Origin of the sequence: Streptomyces atratus (assembly GCF_040655115.1) — a bacterium.
GTDB classification, from domain to species: Bacteria; Actinomycetota; Actinomycetes; order Streptomycetales; family Streptomycetaceae; genus Streptomyces; species Streptomyces atratus_D.
Map to the genome: position 1 here is coordinate 92754 of NZ_JBFAJH010000002.1, position 15062 is coordinate 107815.

At 71.5% G+C, this 15062-nt stretch carries 15 protein-coding genes and 3 pseudogenes; 8 read left to right on the top strand and 10 right to left on the bottom strand.

What is annotated here, in order from left to right; translation table 11 throughout:
• Positions 1–51: 51 nt before the first annotated feature.
• Positions 52–1383 (top strand): MFS transporter, encoded by a 1332-nt coding sequence (locus tag AB0I23_RS03380; RefSeq protein ID WP_436846868.1) that lies wholly within the window; start codon positions 52–54, stop codon positions 1381–1383.
• Between the two features lie 74 nt (positions 1384–1457).
• Here AB0I23_RS03380 and AB0I23_RS03385 read toward each other — a convergent pair.
• Positions 1458–1637: pseudogene (locus tag AB0I23_RS03385) on the bottom strand (flavin reductase); the annotation flags it as partial.
• 175 nt (positions 1638–1812) lie between these two features.
• On the opposite strand from AB0I23_RS03385, the gene AB0I23_RS03390 reads away from it, so the two are divergent.
• The 5 genes from AB0I23_RS03390 (at position 1813) to AB0I23_RS03410 (ending at position 7459) form a co-directional block, all read left to right on the top strand.
• A complete protein-coding gene (locus AB0I23_RS03390; protein WP_359106413.1) occupies positions 1813–2628 on the top strand; it encodes an ABC transporter ATP-binding protein in 816 nt (271 codons plus the stop codon).
• A complete protein-coding gene (locus AB0I23_RS03395) occupies positions 2625–5120 on the top strand; it encodes an ABC transporter permease (RefSeq protein WP_359106415.1) in 2496 nt (831 codons plus the stop codon). Before AB0I23_RS03390 ends, AB0I23_RS03395 begins: the two co-directional genes overlap by 4 nt.
• 251 nt (positions 5121–5371) lie before the next feature.
• Positions 5372–5755, top strand: coding sequence for an ATP-binding protein (locus AB0I23_RS03400; RefSeq protein ID WP_359106417.1), 384 nt, complete (start codon positions 5372–5374; stop codon positions 5753–5755).
• Between the two features lie 275 nt (positions 5756–6030).
• Complete coding sequence (locus AB0I23_RS03405; protein WP_359106419.1) at positions 6031–7026, top strand: helix-turn-helix domain-containing protein; 996 nt, start codon at positions 6031–6033, stop codon at positions 7024–7026.
• 199 nt (positions 7027–7225) lie between these two features.
• Positions 7226–7459, top strand: coding sequence for a hypothetical protein (locus tag AB0I23_RS03410; protein ID WP_359106421.1), 234 nt, complete (start codon positions 7226–7228; stop codon positions 7457–7459).
• A gap of 71 nt (positions 7460–7530) precedes the next feature.
• On the opposite strand, the gene AB0I23_RS03415 is transcribed toward AB0I23_RS03410, so the two are convergent.
• Complete coding sequence (locus AB0I23_RS03415; RefSeq protein ID WP_359106423.1) at positions 7531–7989, bottom strand: carboxymuconolactone decarboxylase family protein; 459 nt, start codon at positions 7987–7989, stop codon at positions 7531–7533.
• 219 nt (positions 7990–8208) lie between these two features.
• Positions 8209–9399: a flavin-containing monooxygenase gene (locus AB0I23_RS03420; RefSeq protein ID WP_359106425.1), complete on the bottom strand. Its 1191-nt coding sequence runs from the start codon at positions 9397–9399 to the stop codon at positions 8209–8211.
• A 171-nt stretch (positions 9400–9570) separates the two neighbouring features.
• Between AB0I23_RS03420 and AB0I23_RS03430 the strand changes: the two are divergent.
• A pseudogene (locus AB0I23_RS03430) lies at positions 9571–10062 on the top strand (Zn-ribbon domain-containing OB-fold protein).
• Here the strand turns inward: AB0I23_RS03430 and AB0I23_RS03435 are convergent.
• The 6 genes and pseudogenes from AB0I23_RS03435 to AB0I23_RS03460 form a co-directional block, all read right to left on the bottom strand.
• On the bottom strand, positions 9974–10564 hold the full coding sequence (locus AB0I23_RS03435; protein WP_359106427.1) for a DUF1707 SHOCT-like domain-containing protein: 591 nt from the start codon (positions 10562–10564) through the stop codon (positions 9974–9976). The pseudogene AB0I23_RS03430 and the gene AB0I23_RS03435 sit on opposite strands and share 89 nt — an antisense overlap.
• 22 nt (positions 10565–10586) lie before the next feature.
• Positions 10587–10994, bottom strand: coding sequence for a hypothetical protein (locus AB0I23_RS03440; protein WP_359106429.1), 408 nt, complete (start codon positions 10992–10994; stop codon positions 10587–10589).
• A 101-nt stretch (positions 10995–11095) separates the two neighbouring features.
• Positions 11096–11680 carry a PspA-associated protein PspAB gene (gene pspAB / locus AB0I23_RS03445; protein ID WP_359106431.1) on the bottom strand — a complete coding sequence of 195 codons (585 nt, stop codon included), beginning with the start codon at positions 11678–11680 and terminating at the stop codon, positions 11096–11098.
• A gap of 10 nt (positions 11681–11690) precedes the next feature.
• Complete coding sequence (htpX, locus tag AB0I23_RS03450; protein ID WP_359106433.1) at positions 11691–12602, bottom strand: zinc metalloprotease HtpX; 912 nt, start codon at positions 12600–12602, stop codon at positions 11691–11693.
• Between the two features lie 66 nt (positions 12603–12668).
• On the bottom strand, positions 12669–13346 hold the full coding sequence (locus AB0I23_RS03455; RefSeq protein WP_359106435.1) for a pyridoxine/pyridoxamine 5'-phosphate oxidase: 678 nt from the start codon (positions 13344–13346) through the stop codon (positions 12669–12671).
• Positions 13347–13385: 39 nt separating this feature from the next.
• A pseudogene (locus tag AB0I23_RS03460) lies at positions 13386–13784 on the bottom strand (thiolase C-terminal domain-containing protein); the annotation flags it as partial.
• Between AB0I23_RS03460 and AB0I23_RS03465 the strand changes: the two are divergent.
• A complete protein-coding gene (locus AB0I23_RS03465; protein WP_359106437.1) occupies positions 13720–14094 on the top strand; it encodes a nitroreductase family deazaflavin-dependent oxidoreductase in 375 nt (124 codons plus the stop codon). The pseudogene AB0I23_RS03460 and the gene AB0I23_RS03465 sit on opposite strands and share 65 nt — an antisense overlap.
• A gap of 147 nt (positions 14095–14241) precedes the next feature.
• Here the strand turns inward: AB0I23_RS03465 and AB0I23_RS03470 are convergent, their stop codons facing one another.
• Entirely contained in the window at positions 14242–14889 is a 648-nt protein-coding gene (locus AB0I23_RS03470) for a TetR family transcriptional regulator (RefSeq protein WP_359106439.1), read from the bottom strand.
• Positions 14890–15062 lie beyond the last annotated feature (173 nt).

Below are 15062 nucleotides of genomic sequence, written 5' to 3' on the forward strand. Positions count from 1 at the left end.
GTCTCTCCGGCCACTCGTACGAGCATGCCCCAGGACCGGATGCTGGGTGACGTGACCCAGACAACCGAGAGCGCGGCCGCCCGGGACGAGGACCGCCCGGCCGCCCGCACGTCGTCCCGCGCACCCTCCCGCCTGCGCATCCACCGCGCCTGGATCGTCGCCGTCGTCACGTTCGTGACGATCATCGGCGGCGCCGCCTTCAACTCCCTGCCAGGCCTCCTCATCGACCCACTGCACACGGAGTTCGGCTGGTCGCGCGGGGAGATCGGGCTGGCCGTCTCGATCGACATGGCGTTGTACGGGCTCACCGCACCGTTCGCCGCCGCACTGATGGACCGGTTCGGTATCCGCCGGGTCGTCGTCGTCGCGCTCAGCGCGGTGGCGGCCGGGGCGCTGGCCAGCGTCTGGATGACGGCGGCCTGGCAGCTGATGGTCTATTGGGGGCTGCTCGTCGGCCTCGGTACCGGTTCGATGGCGTTGGCCTTCTCGGCAACGGTCACCAACCGCTGGTTCGTCGCCCGGCGCGGCCTGGTCACCGGCATCCTCACCGCGGCGGGCGCCTCCGGCCAGCTGGTGTTCCTGCCGCTGTGCGCCTGGATCGTCGAGGAGCACGGCTGGCGCCCGGCCTCGGTGACCGTCGCCCTGGCCGCCCTGGTCGTCGTCCCGTTCGTCTGGCTCCTGATGCGCGACCACCCGGCCGATGTGGGCCTGGCCCCCTACGGCGGCGCGTACGTCGAGAAGCCGGCGCCCGCCCGGGGAGCGGCGGCCCGTACCGTACGCGTCCTGGTCGACGCCGCCCGCACCGGACCGTTCTGGCTGCTCGCGGGCACGTTCGCCATCTGCGGCGCCTCGACCAACGGCCTGATCCGTACGCACTTCGTGCCGTCGGCCCACGACCACGGCATGCCCATCACCGCCGCGGCCTCGCTGCTCGCCGTCATCGGGGTCTTCGACATCATCGGCACGGTCTTCTCCGGCTGGCTCACCGACCGCTTCGACGCCCGCCGACTCCTCGCCGTCTACTACGCGTTGCGCGGCGTCTCGCTGCTCTTCCTGCCGATGCTGATGGCGCCGAGCGTGCATCCGCCGATGGTCTTCTTCATCGTGTTCTACGGCCTGGACTGGGTGGCCACGGTCCCGCCGACGCTGGCGCTGTGCCGCGAGCAGTACGGCGAGGACAGCGCGATCGTCTTCGGCTGGGTCCTCGCCTCCCACCAGGTGGGCGCGGCGCTGGTGGCGTTCCTCGGCGGTGTGGCACGCGACGTGTTCGGCTCGTACGACATGGTCTGGTACACGTCGGGGGCGCTGTGCGCGACGGCGGCGCTGATGGCGCTGGTGATCCGACGGGTCCGGGAGCCGTCCGGCGCCGGCGGAGTCGGCTGACGTGCCGGACGCGGTCGGACATCGAAGGGCGCACGGTGCCTGACCGGTCTCAGGCGGAGAGGTTCTCGGCGACCGATGGTGACCCCGCTGGCGAAGTGCCCCAGCACGCGGCGGAATTCGGACGCGTCGACGGGCGGTCGCTCGTCGTCGGCGACGGCCCGCAGATCCGGGCGCGGCAGCGGATCGAGCGGCGCCGGCTCTGCGGTGGTGGCGGCGCCGACGGGCCTGAGGTTCCGGACGGCGGTGGCGGCCATGCCTGCGTGTCCCTCCACGCCTTCCATTGAAACTGACGAAGTGTCAGGCGTGAAGAGTGGAGGGTGGTGCCTCGGGTTATCCCCACCCCGGATCCGCCAGCAGCCGCCATGGTCCGCAATGACAGTGATCCGTAGCTTCGAGTTATCGGCTCGAAAAGATCGCGAGAGGACGGACATGAGGCTGCGCGGCGGCAAAGGACAGAAGACGGACGACCGGCCGGAGGCCCAGGGCACACCCGGTCCCGCCGTCGAACTGCGCGGCGTCCGGCGGCAGTACGGCCGCGGCGCCGGCGCCGTGCACGCCCTCGCAGGCATCGATCTCGCCCTGCCGCGCGGCACGTTCACCGCCGTCATGGGCCCGTCCGGCTCCGGCAAGTCCACGTTCCTGCAGTGCGCCGCCGGCCTCGACCGGCCGTCGGCCGGCTCCGTGCGCCTCGGCGGTACGGAGATCACCGGCATGCGCGAGAACCAGCTGACCGAGCTGCGCCGCAGCCGCCTCGGCTTCGTCTTCCAGGCCTTCAACCTGCTGCCCTCCCTCACCGTGGAGCAGAACGTGCTGCTCCCGATGCGCCTCGCCGGGCAGCGCCAGGACCGCCGCCGGGCCGACGCCGTACTCGCGCAGGTCGGCCTCGCCGACAAGGCGAAGCGCCGCCCCGGCGAGCTCTCCGGCGGCCAGCAACAGCGCGTGGCCATCGCCCGCGCCCTGGTCACCAGTCCGGACGTGGTCTTCGCCGACGAGCCCACCGGCGCCCTCGACACCGGCACCGCCGTCGAGGTCCTCGGCCTGCTCCGGCACGCGGTGGACACCCTCGGCGCCACCGTCGTCATGGTCACCCACGACCCGGCCGCGGCCGCCTGGGCCGACCGCGTGCTGTTCCTCGCGGACGGCGTCTTCGCCGGCGGCCTCGACCGCGGCTCGGCGGAGCAGATCACGGTGCGCATGGCCGCCCTCACCTCCCGTACGGGCGCGATGGCAGGGGCCGCGGCGTGAGGAGCTTCGCCCCCAACGGCCTCGCCCGCGCGGCCGTGCGCTTCAAACCCGCGTCGTTCGCCGGCACCTTCGTCGCGCTGATGATGGCGGCGCTGATCGTCTCGGCCTGCGGCATCCTCCTGGAGACGGGCGCCCGCGCGTCGGTGCCGGCGGAGCGGTACGCGAGGGTGCCGGTCGTCACGGCGGCGGACCAGTACGCCCGCCTCGTCACGGGCAGCGGCGACAGCCGCTCCGAGTCGGCGAACCCGCTGCCGGACACAGCACGCGTGGAAGCGGCGCTGGCCGACAAGGCGGCCCGCGTGCCCGGCGCGGAGGCGGCGGTGCCGGACTTCACGTTCCCGGTGCGTCAGGGCGACGGCGCGCTGACGGGCCACGGCTGGGGATCGCACGCCTTCACCGGCGCCGCGCTCACCTCCGGGGCCGCGCCCCGTACCGGCGAGGTCGTGCTCGCCGTCGCCGCCGCACGGGCCGCGAAGGCCGATGTCGGCGACACCGTCGCGCTCGAAACCGCCACCGGGCGTGCCGGCTTCCGCGTCTCCGGGCTGGCGAAGGCCGGATCCGGCGACACGGCCAAGGGCGCCACAGGCTGGTTCGCCGACGCCCAATCCCCCGCGCTCGCCGGGCATCCCGGCAAGGCCGACGCCATCGCCGTACTGGCGAGGGACGGGGCGGACACCGACGCCCTCGCCGCCGGCGTGAAGAAGGCGATCGCCGGCTCCGGCGCCAAGGTGCACACCGGCGACGGCCGCGGCGCCGTCGAGGACCGGGGGCTCGGGTACGCCAAGGAAACGCTCACCGGGCTCGGCGGCTCCTTCGGCGGGATCGCCGCCGTGGTCGCCATTTTCACGGCGTCCGGCACGGTCGCGCTGTCCGTCGCCCAGCGCGCCCGGGAGTTCGCGCTGCTGCGCGCCGTCGGCGCCACTCCGCGGCAGATCCGCCGCGCGGTCGCCGCCGAGGCGCTGCTCGTCGCGCCGCTCGCCGGGCTGGTCGGCTGCCTGCCCGGGATCGGGCTCGCGCACTGGTGGTTCGGGCAGTTGAAGGACCGCGGGGCCATCCCGGTCCCCGTGGACCTGCAGGTCTCCTGGATCCCGCTCGTCGTCGCCGTCGGCATGGGGCTGCTGACCGCGCTCGCCGCCGGCTGGGCGGCCGGGCGCCGGCCCGCGAAGATCAAGCCGGGGCAGGCGCTCACCGAGGCGTTGGTGGAGCGGCTGCGGCCGGGCGTGATCCGTACCGTGCTGGGCCTGGGCGCCCTCGTCGGCGGCGGGTTCCTCACCGTCCTGGCCGCCCGTTCGGCCGGGGACGACGCGGCCAACGCCGCCCTCGGCGTCGTCATGCTGTTCATGCTGGCCGTCGCGCTGCTCGGCCCGCTGGTGGCGCGGCTGTGCGCGGCGCTGTTCGGGCTTCCGCTGCGCGGCCGCGGCGCCGCGGCCGCGCTCGCCGCCGCCAACTCCCGTACGAACGCCCGCCGGCTGGCCTCCGCGATCACCCCGATCGTGCTGGCCATGGCCTTCGCCTCGACGCTCGCCTTCATGCACACGAGCGAAAGCCACGTCGCCGCGAAGCAGCTGCGCGCCGGCGTCACCGCGGACCACGTCATCACGCACCCCGCCGGGCTGCCCGCCGAGACCGTCGACCGGGCCGCCCGCGCACCCGGCGTCGACGCGGCCGTGGGCCTGCTCGACGCGCAGGTGCTCGTGCCCGTCGGCTCGGGCGGCGACCGGTGGCTGCAGAACTCGGCAACCCAGGGCATCTCCGGCTCCGGCGCGCAGCTCGCGAAGGTGCAGGACCTCGACGTGCGCAGCGGCAGTCTGGACCGTGTCGGCAAGGGCCGTGTCGCCATCGACAAGACGCTCGCCACATCGGCGAAGGTCAAGGTCGGCGACAAGCTGCCGATGTACCTCCCGGACGGCACCAGGACCAGCCCCGAGGTCGTCGCCGTGTACGGCCGCGGGCTCGGCCTCGCGGCGGTGACCATGGACCGCGCGTCCCTGACCGCCCACGTCACCTCGGGCTTCGACAGCACGCTGCTGGTACGTGGCGGAGACGCGAAGGCCCTCGCCCCGCTGGGCAAGGTCGCCGACGCGTCCGGCTACGCGGTCGAGCAGACCACCGACCGCGAGCTCAACGCCTGGGCCAACTACACGATGGCCGGAGTCCTGGGCGGCTTCGCCGCCGTCGCGGCCGTCAACACCCTCGTGATGACCGTCCTCGACCGTCGCCGCGAGCTCGGCGTGCTCCGCCTCGTCGGCGCCACCAGGCGCCAGGTGATGGACATGCTGCGCTGGGAAGGCCTGCTGGTGGCGGTGGCCGGCATCGTCCTGGGCACGGCCATCGCCGCGGCCACCCTGATCCCGATGATGCGCGGCCTGACCGGCGAGACCCCGTACGTACCCCCGCTCGTGTACGGGTCCTTCGCCGCGGCCGCGGTGGGTCTCGCCCTGCTCGCCGTCACCCTCCCGGCGCGAGCGGCGCTCCGCGACCGGGAGGGCTGACGGGGGCCTGCGGCCTCGAGGCCGTGCCGGAAGCCGGCGGCACCACCTACCCGCACGTCCGCTCCGGACAGCCCGGACAGCCCGGACAGCCCGGACAGCCCGGACAGCCCGGACAGCCCGGACAGCCCGGACAACCACCGTACGCATCCAGTCGATCACTGGTCGGCGTAGGCGTGCCCGGCCACGCTCGGTGACGTGAAACAAGAAATCACCGTCCCCAACCCCCAGCACCCAGCCGCACGTTCACCGTGTTGCTCTCGCCCACCCGCCGGGGAGCCAGACTCGCCCGTCTGCGCACCACCGCACAGCTGGGCGAATGGGATCTCCCGTCGGTGTCGGCCGTGCAGATCGTCGCCGAACTGGCCGCCAATGCCATGGTGCACGACCGTGTACCGGGCAGGGACTTCCGGCTCGACCTCACGGTTCACGACGGCGGCGCGCTCCTGCGGATCGAGGTGAGCGATGCCCGTGGCGAGTGCCTTCCGCCCGTTCCGGCGGGCGTGGCCGTCCCGGACGGCGACGGTGAATCCGGGCGCGGCCTGCTGATCGTCGAGGCGCTCGCGGACCGTTGGGGCGTCAGCCCCGGTCCCATCCCCCGCAAGACCGTCTGGGCCGAACTCGACCTCGTACCGTGACCGCCGTCACCGGGTCGCGGATCTCCGCGATCCGGTGGTCCGTGACGCGGCTGCGCACGACATCAAAAGCCTTGAAGAACGTGGGAAATACCCTCCCCAACCCCACCTGCCTCCCGTCACCCACATGAGTGAGGTTGGCCAACTTGGCTGCTATTCGTGCCGGTTGGCTGGCATATGCTCGCCGCGACGAACAACCCCAGACATGCGTCGGCCCCCGGCCGGGACTGCGAATCCCGATCGAGGGCCTGACCACCGAGGAAGTAAGAGGCTTCCCGATGGATACCCAGCAGATTAGCGCGCCTTCGCGCGCCCCGTCCCGCGTACGCGGGGACGCCACGCCGCCGTCCGGTGTCGTGCACGACAACTCCCGGCACACCAGCCGTTTCACGGTCGTGGGCAACCACCTCACCCAGCACCGCGAGCTCTCCCTCACCGCGATCGGGCTCGCCGCGCACATCCAGTCCCTGCCCGCCGGAGCCAGGATCGGCATCAAGGACCTCGCCGTACGCTTCCCGGAGAGCGAGGCCCGGATCGCCGCCGCGTTACGCGAACTCGAAGCCCACGGCTATCTGCGACGCACCCGGACGCGTCTGGCCAACGGCCGGATCGTCACCCGCACGGTCTCCTGCAACCAGCCTGCCGACCGTCGGCTCACGGGCGCTCTGCCGGGCGGTGACTGTCCGCCGCGCCCGCAGCGTACGGACCGTCCGCCCGCGCCTTCCAGGCCCTGCATGACGCCCGACCCCGATGACACGCGCCCTGCAAGGCCCCGGGTCCACACAGTGCCCGCACCACGCCGCGAGTCTGTCCCCGCAGCACGCCGCGAGCGTGCCCCACACAGCCGGTCCACGCCCCTCCTCGTACCGCAGCCGGCCTTTCCCGCCCCGTCCCTCCTCCGGACCGCCGCCGACCTGCTCGCCGGGCTGCACCGCCAGGACCCGCGGCTGCTGCTCTCCGCGCAGGACGTGGACGTCCTGGCTCCGGGAGTCGCCGCATGGCTGGAGCGCGAGGTCGGCCCCGCCGCCGTGGAGCGCGCCCTGACCGGAGAACTCCCACCCGAACCGCTGCGCCGCCCCGCCGGTCTCCTCGCACACCGGCTCACCACCCGGCTTCCGCCGCCGCCCCCGTTCCGGGCCCCGGCCGGTTCCCCGCCCCGGCCGCTCCCGTTGCAGAACTGCGAGGGCTGCGACCTGGCATTCCGCGCTGCGGAGCCAGGAGAGTGCTCCGGCTGCCGGACCGACAACTCCCGTCCGACCGCTCAACAACTCTAGGAAATCCACATGGTCAGCTCGTCCCACGAGGCGATGCACCGCATCTTCCAGGAGTACCCGGGACTTTTCTCCCGGGTCTCCGAGGTCATCGCTGTCGACCGCTCTGCGGGACGTACCGGAAACCATCGCCAACCCCATCGTCGAACTCACCGCACAAGGCTTGGGCAACCGCCCGGCCGCACAACAGTGGAGGAACCTGGTGGCTGTGGACCTTTCCTTTTACAAATCCTTCATGTCGGAAGAAATCCGGGACGAAGGCCGCGCAGAAGGCATCGCGCGGGGCATCTTGCTCTTCCTTGCCCAGGCTGGCGTCGATGTACCCGACGAGGCTCGTGAACGCATCACAGGCTGCACCGACCTTGACATCCTGAGCCGCTGGCTCCTGCGTGCTCCCGGCGCTGCTTCCGTCGAGGATGTCTTCGCCGGGGAGTAGGCGGACTGCGGCCGAGACCCGCACAGCGAGAAGGGCCGCCGCGGCTGCGGCGGCCCTTCTCCGCGTACGGACTACCAGGTCGGCGCGCCCGCCGGCTGCCTGATGGTGGCGTTGATGCGGTTGAAGAGGTTGGTGATGCCGATCATGAGAGTCAGCGCGGCGAGCCCCTGCTCGTCGTAGTGGTCGGCCGCCGCGTCCCAGATGTCGTCCGGCACCGCGTCGCCCCGGTCGCTCAGCCGGGTCGCCGCCTCGGTGAGCGCCAGCGCCGCGCGCTCCTCGTCGGAGAAGTACGGCGCCTCGCGCCAGGCCGCCACGGCGAACAGCTTCTCGTCGGCCGTGCCCGCCTTCCTGGCGCTGCGGACCCCGTAGTCGACGCAGAAGCTGCATCCGTTGATCTGGCTCGCCCGCAGGTGGACGAGTTCCAGCGTCGAGTCCGGGACGCCACGGTTCCGGGTGGCCTTCAGGAGTTCCTGGATGGCGGGCGCGGCCTCGGGGATGACGGCGGCCGGGTTCTTCATCCGTGCTTCCATGGTGCTGCTCCTCCGGATCTTCGGGGCCTGTGGTGACACCCGCTCTATTTCGTCCTTCACAGCAATGACGGAACGCGTCGCGCGGATGTGACAGGCCCCGAGACTTTCTTTTCCGGACCGGAGAGGACGCCCTCGGCGGTGTCCGTGACGACGAGGCGCGGGGGTGCGCCGGGCACGTCGGCCTCCGGGACGCGAAGTCCCGGGTCGTGGCCCCCGGGGTCAGCCGGTCCGCTTCGCCAGCCGCTTGGCGATCTTCTCCGCGTCCAGGGCCATTTCGCGGAACATGCCGCTGATCGGGTTGGTGAAGCCGGTGAAGTACAGACCGGGCGCCTGCTTCGGCGTGCGGCCGCCGTGCACGACCGGCCTGCCCCGTGCGTCCAGTACGTCGAGGTGTCCGACCAGCCCTTCGAGCGCCCGCCGGTAGCCGGTCGCCGCGATCACGGTGTCCGGCGTGATCCGGGTCCCGTCCGCCAGCACCACCGTGTCCTTGTCGAACGAGTCGACCTTTGCCACCGGTACCACCCGGCCGCCCCGCACGGCGTCGATCAGCCCCACGTCCTGGACCGGAATGGCTCCGTCCTTGACCCGTGAGTAGAGGCCCGTGTCCGGGCGCGGCAGGCCCTGTTCGGCGAGGTCGGGCACAGCGGCCCTGGCCATCAGCCGGCCGGCCCGGTCGACCAGGCGCACCGGCAGTCTGCGGACCAGGATGCCGGTCGCCTGCGCGGGCCAGCCCGCCGTCGAGCGGCGCACGATGTGAGGAACGGTGCGGACCGCGATCCGTACCCGGGAAGCGCCCCCCTCCGCCAGGTCCACGGCGATCTCCGCCCCCGTGTTGCCGATGCCGACGACGAGGACGTCCTTGCCCGCGTACGGGGCGGGATTGCGGTAGTCCGAGGCGTGCAGCAGCTCGCCGGTGAACGTGTCGCGGCCCGCCCAGCCCGGGATCCGCGGGGTGTGGTTGTAGCCGGTGGCCACGACGACCGCCCGCCCGGTCAGGACCCGTCCGCCGCTTGCGGTCAGCTGCCAGCCGGTGCTGTCCTCCGCCCGGTCGACACGGGTCACCTCGACGCCCGTCACCACTTCCAGCTCATGGTGTTCGACGTACTTCTCCAGGTAGCGCACCACGTCGTCACGGGCCACCCAGCGACCGAACCGGCGCGGCATCGCGAGCCCCGGCAGTGCGGACCAGCGCCGGGTGGTGTGGAGATGCAGCCGGTCGTAGTGGCGGCGCCAGGAGGCGCCGACGTTCTCGGACTTCTCCAGCACGACGGCCCGCACCCCCTGCGCGCGCAGGGCGGCCGCGGCGGCGAGACCGCCCGGGCCACCGCCGACGACGTAGACGGGCCGGTGTTCCGTGATGCCGGTGGGCGCGGAGCTGGAGCTACCGGAGGTAGGGGTGCTGTCGGGCATGGTTCGGAGCGTAATCGCGCGCTCACTTGATGGGTCTCGGTCAAGAGCGGAATCGATTGCGAATTGATCACGGGGGTGTGCTTCGCCCTGCGTTCTGCGCACCTTTTGCGCAGCGATGCCGGATCAGGTGAACTGACGGACCGTCAAATTCGTTGAGCGGGAGGGGTTCTGATGCGGACGATCTGGCTCGGCGGAGCCGGGTGGCTCGCCGTCCTTCGAACAGGGCTCGGGCTGTGGTGGCCGGAGAGCTGGCGGCACAAGGACAAGAAGGGCTGGTTCCTTGTGCTGATGATCCACGACTGGGCCGTCGACCGGGAGTGGGCGAGCGGCCGTGCCACGCTCTGCACCTGATCCGTCGTCCACCGCAACGACCTGCCGCCGTTCGGTTCCCGCGTCCCGTACACGGCGGCCGTCGTCGACCTCGCCGAGGGGCAGCGGATGATGACGGAGATCGTCGACTGCGAGGAGCCGGCCCTCACCATCGGCATGGAGCTGCGCGTCGCCGTCCGGCAGGAGGAGGGGTGCGAGGCGGTTCCGGTCTTCCGGCCGGGAGACGCTGTCCGACGAGGCAGGCTCAGCGCCGCTTGCTGCGGCGCAGCTTCCATCGCTCCCAGAGATTGGGGTGGCGGACGACCACTCCGCCCATGCCGCCCGTGCCGCTGAGGCGGAGCAGCGGTGCGCCCGGGAGCCTCTCGCCCCGGGTCCGGTCCTTGAAGCCGCCCAGGCCGGGACGGACGTCGTCGGTCTGGGCCGCCCACCCCCTGGGTACGACCACGACAACCCCGCCCATCTGGCCGCTGACCTCCAGTTCGATCTCGCGCAGCCGGGTCTCGGTCTGCGTGAAGTCGAGCTTGGCGCCGCCCATGCCCCCGTCCACGTCGATGCGCGCAGGCACCTTCCACCGTCCGGTCCGTGCCAGGCCGTGGATGCCGCCCTCGATGACCAGTGGCTCCGTCGCGTTCTGCGGCACGGGTGCCAGATCGGCGGTGAGGGGTTCCAGCTCGGCGAAGGTCTTGGCGCCGAGCGCCTGACCCAGGCGCGTATCCAGCTCGTCGAGATCGATGCGGCCCTCGGCCGCCGCCTCCTGGAGCTGCTCCACCACCGCTTCGCGGTCGGCGTCGGAGGCGCGAAGCCGACTGACGGAATTCCGGCGCTCAGGAGTCATGAACCTGATGATACGGAACGGGTCACCAGTTCTCCCGTACCAATTGCGCAACCACCACCGCGTGCAGCAGCTCCGCGTCCACGAACTCCCCCTCCGTCGGCGCCCCGCACCGCCAGCTCAGCGGATATGTGTTGCCGTGCGCCGCGGGGATCCCCACGTACAGATCCCGCGCCGACGGTCCGAGGCAGGTCGCCCCGGGCGGCCAGTCGTACTCCTTGCTCATCCCGGGCGGGATCAGGAAGTACGTCCACCGCCCGCCCGCGACCTCCCGGACCACCGGACCCGGTTCGCCGTCCGTGAGCGTGGCGAGGTGATGAAGGACGGCCTCGCCGCGTACGCCGCGGACCCGGATGGCGTCGAAATGGACCCCGGTCAGGTGAAGTTGGAGCCCCGCGGGCGGTACCCATTCGGGGAGCTTCTTGCTCGTCATGGATACGAGGATCCCGCCGACTTCGTAGCGTGACCAGAGAGACACGGTCCGCATTCGGCAATGTCGTAAGAGAGCCGGAGCGGGCGCGCAGCGTCTGATCTTCACAGGCCGGGCGCGCCCCAGACCGGGAACCACCGGGCGAGATCCTCCTCGACCCGCAAGTCGTCGCCCAGCGTCGCCCTGACCTGCAGCTCCAGGGGACTGTCGCGTTTCTCGGCGCCGCCCGGCACCGGGGCGAACGGATAGAACGTGCCGCGCTTGTAGAGGTAGACCAGCGCCAGCGAGCGCCCTTCGGCGTTCCGGAAGCCGACCAGTGAGCAGAGCAGTTGCGGGCCGAAGCCGCCGTCCTGGAGCAGGGTGTTGACCGCGTGCAGGTCGTTGACCAGGGCGGCCACGTCGTCGGGGGATTGGCGGGCGAGCAGCCAGGTGTAGCCGTACGAATCGTGGCTGAACTCCACCGGGGTCCCGCCCCGGTCCGTGTCCGCGTCGAGCAGTTCCCGCACGTCCTGCTGGATGCGGGCGAAGGTGCCGCCCTCCACACCCGCGAAGCAGACCGAGCCCAGACCGGTGGGGACGAAGCCCGCGCCCGCCTGGAGGGTGAGGGCGGCGGACGGAACGGCGAAGAGCTGGTCGAGGTCGGGGCGGACCGGTTTGGTGCGGCCCAGGATCGTGTCGAGCAGACCCACGGGGGACTCCTTACGGGCGGGCGAGTTCGGCGGAGATGCGGGCCAGCTGGTCGAGGCGCCGTTCGAGGGGCGGGTGGGAGGAGAGCAGCCTGCTGAGGCTCTCCTTCGAGGAGAACGCCGGGACGAAGTAGAAGGCGTTGTACGGCTCCGCCTTCCGCAGGTCCTCCGTCGGGATCCGGGCCATCTGCCCGCTGACCTTGGTGAGTGCCGAGGCGAGCGCGGAGGGGCGTCCGGTGAGGAGGGCGGCGGCGCGGTCGGCGGAGAGTTCGCGGTAGCGCGAGAGCAGCCGGGTGAGCAGGAAGCTCAGGCAGTACACGACGGCGCTGATCAGCGGGATCAGCAGGATCGCGATGCCGACGGGGTCGCTGCTGCGGCTGCTGCGGGAGAAGCCGCCCCAGAGGGCGACGCGGGTGATGATGCCGGCCAGGACGCCGAGGAACGAGGCGATCGTCATGACGGCGACGTCCCGGTGCGCGACGTGCGACATCTCGTGCGCGAGGACGCCCTCCAGCTCCTCGGGTTCCAGTCTGCGCAGGAGCCCGGTGGTGGCGCAGACGAGGGCGGTCTTCTCGCCGCGGCCGGTGGCGAAGGCGTTCGGTACGTCGCTCCGGGCGATGGCCACCCGGGGCTTCGGCATGTCGGCCAGGGCGCAGATCCGGTCGATGGTGCCGTGCAGCTCGGGTGCTTCCTCGGCGGTGACCTCGCGGGCGCCCATGCTGAAGGCGGCGATGCGGTCGCTGAACCAGAACTGCGCGATGAACAGACCGCCCACGAGGATCAGGATGATCGGCCAGGCGCCGCGCAGCACCGCGAGGAGTACACCCACCAGGACCACGTACAGCAGTCCGATCAGGAACATGGTGGTGACCATGCGGGTGGTCAGACCGTGGTCGGGGGCGTAACGGGAACGGGCTCGTGTCATGGAATGCCTCCAGCAACTCACCTGCTTCCCATAGTGCCCCTTTCTTGTTGGAATCGGTGTGCCGCGTCACGGCCAGAGCAGTTCCCGGGTCCAGTCGCCGCCGCCCCGGCGGTAGTGGAGCCGTACGTGCCGTCGCCGTGCGTCGCCCTGGAAGAACTCGACCTCGCGCGGCTCGACCACATACCGCGTCCAGCTCGCCACATCCGCCTCCGGTTCCGCCTGCGCGCGCTCCCATGCGGCGTCCGAGGCGCGGTTCAGCTCCTCGTACGAGCCGAGCACCTCGCTCTGCCGCCCCACCAGAGCCGATGCCAGCGCCCCGGTCGAGCGGACGTGCAGATCGGCCCGGCTCTCCGCCGGGGTGCAGGCGGTGACCGGACCTCGCACCCGTACCTGCCGGCCCTGCGCGGGCCAGTAGAAACCGAGCGCCGCATGCGGATGCTCGGCGAGCTGGCGGCCCTTCGCGCTGGTGGCGTGCGTGGCGAAGTGCCAGCCGCGGTCGTCCGCGTCGTGCAGCATCAGCGTCCGTACGTCGGGGTGGCTCTCGGCGTCGACGGTGGCCAGCGTCATGGTGTGCGGCTCGGTCTGCCCGGCGGACACCGCCTCGGCGAACCAGATGTGGAAGAGGGGCATCGGGGTGCGGGGCGCGGCGGCCGGATCGAAGGCGGGGAGGTCCACGTCCCAGACGCGCTGGGCGTGAAGGAGGTCCCGGAAGGTGTGCTGCGCGGAGGTCGATGTATCGGTCATGTGGCCATTGGACATCAGGCCGCGGAGCGCTCCGCCGCCTCACCCCCGCCCCAGCACCACCGTCCCCGACGAGCAGAACCAGCCGCCCGTTCCCGAGGCCACCAGCTCCGACAGCCGTCCGTCCGCCTTCCGGACCTGACGTTCTCCCGCCTCCCCGCGCAGTTGCCGTACCGCCTCCATCAGCAGGAACAGCCCAGGCATCCCGGGGTGGCAGGAGAGGCCGCCGCCGTCCGTGTTGACCGGGAGTTCGCCGGTCAGGCCCGTGCGGCCCTTCTCGACGAAGGCACCGCCCTCGCCCTTCGCGCAGAAGGCGAGGTCTTCCAGCGTCACCAGCGTCATGTATGTGAAGGCCTCATAGATCTCCGCCAGATCGATGTCGGCGGGCCGCACCCCGGCACGCTCGAAGGCCGGCCGGCCCGAGGCCGCGGCCCCGCGCACCACTCCACTGGCCTGCATGCCGGAGTACGGCTCCGAGGGCGACGGCGTCACCGGCCGGATTCTGACCGGCAGCAACTTCGGCCGTCCGGGTCATCCTGCCTGGACCGCCGACCTGTTGGCCCATCCGGACGACGCCGTCATCAACGGGAAGGGGCACGACATCGCCGTGCGTGCCCGGCTGCTGGAGGGCGCGGAGCGCGCGGAGGTGTGGCAGGCGGCGCTGACGTTCTGGCCGCCGTACGCCACGTACCAGGCGCGGGTGGAGCGGGAGATCCGGCTCTTCCGGCTGGAGCGGCGCGGCACTTCGTGACGCGGTGGCCGCCCGGATACGCCGATGGCGGACCACATCGTGTGGTCCGCCATCGGTGAGACAGGAGGTGGGCAGCCCGGGATTGCCGTGCGGAGCCCAGTGCAGGAAGAAGCGAGCAAGGAGCCGGGAAGAAGGGGGCGTCCGACGCTATTTCGTCGGCTTCTTGCCGGTGATGCCCAGATGTACCAACAGTGCCAGGTTCGGTTTGAGTTCCGCCTGCTTGACGCCCCAGGTCTGGAAACCCTTCTGGTGCGAGGCGACCGCCGCCAGCATCGCGACGAGCGAGCCCGCCATCGCCGCCGGACTGACGTCCTTGTCGACCTTGCCCTTGGCCTGGAGCTCCTTCACCGAATCGGTAAGGGAGTTGGTGACCGAGTTCAGGATTTTCATGCGGATCTTGTAGAACCGCTTGTCCCCCTCGGCCGCGCCCAGGTCGACCACGCGCAGGATCGCGTCATGGTGTCGCCAGAAGTCGAGGAACCCGTCGACGAGCTCTTCGGAGGTCTGCCAGCCCGCCTTGCCGACCCAGGAGCGGCCGGCGACCAATTCGGTCAACGCGGCGCCCTCCTTGGCCATTTCTTCGGCGATCTCGAGGACGGCTCCCTCGACGTCGGGGAAGTACTGGTAGAAGGTTGCGGGTGAAGTCCCCGCCTTGCGGGCGACGTCGATGACTTTGACGTCCCGGTAAGGCGAGGAGCTGAGCATCTCGCTGAGGCAGTCGAGCAGCTTCTGCCGCGTCGCCTGTCCGCGTCGACCGGCCACGCGGCCGTCGACGGTGCGCACTTGTCCTGTCATGCCGTCAGCTTACCGAGGGGTGATCGGAGCGCGATTCGGCCGACTGCAAATGGGGAGGTCCGCAGGTGCGGTGGGGTGGTGCGGGGGGAGTGGCCGGATTTCGGCGGGTGCGATCCACGGCCTGATTAGTGTTATCAACAGCCTGTGGACAACTTCGGTGGATAACTTTCCGT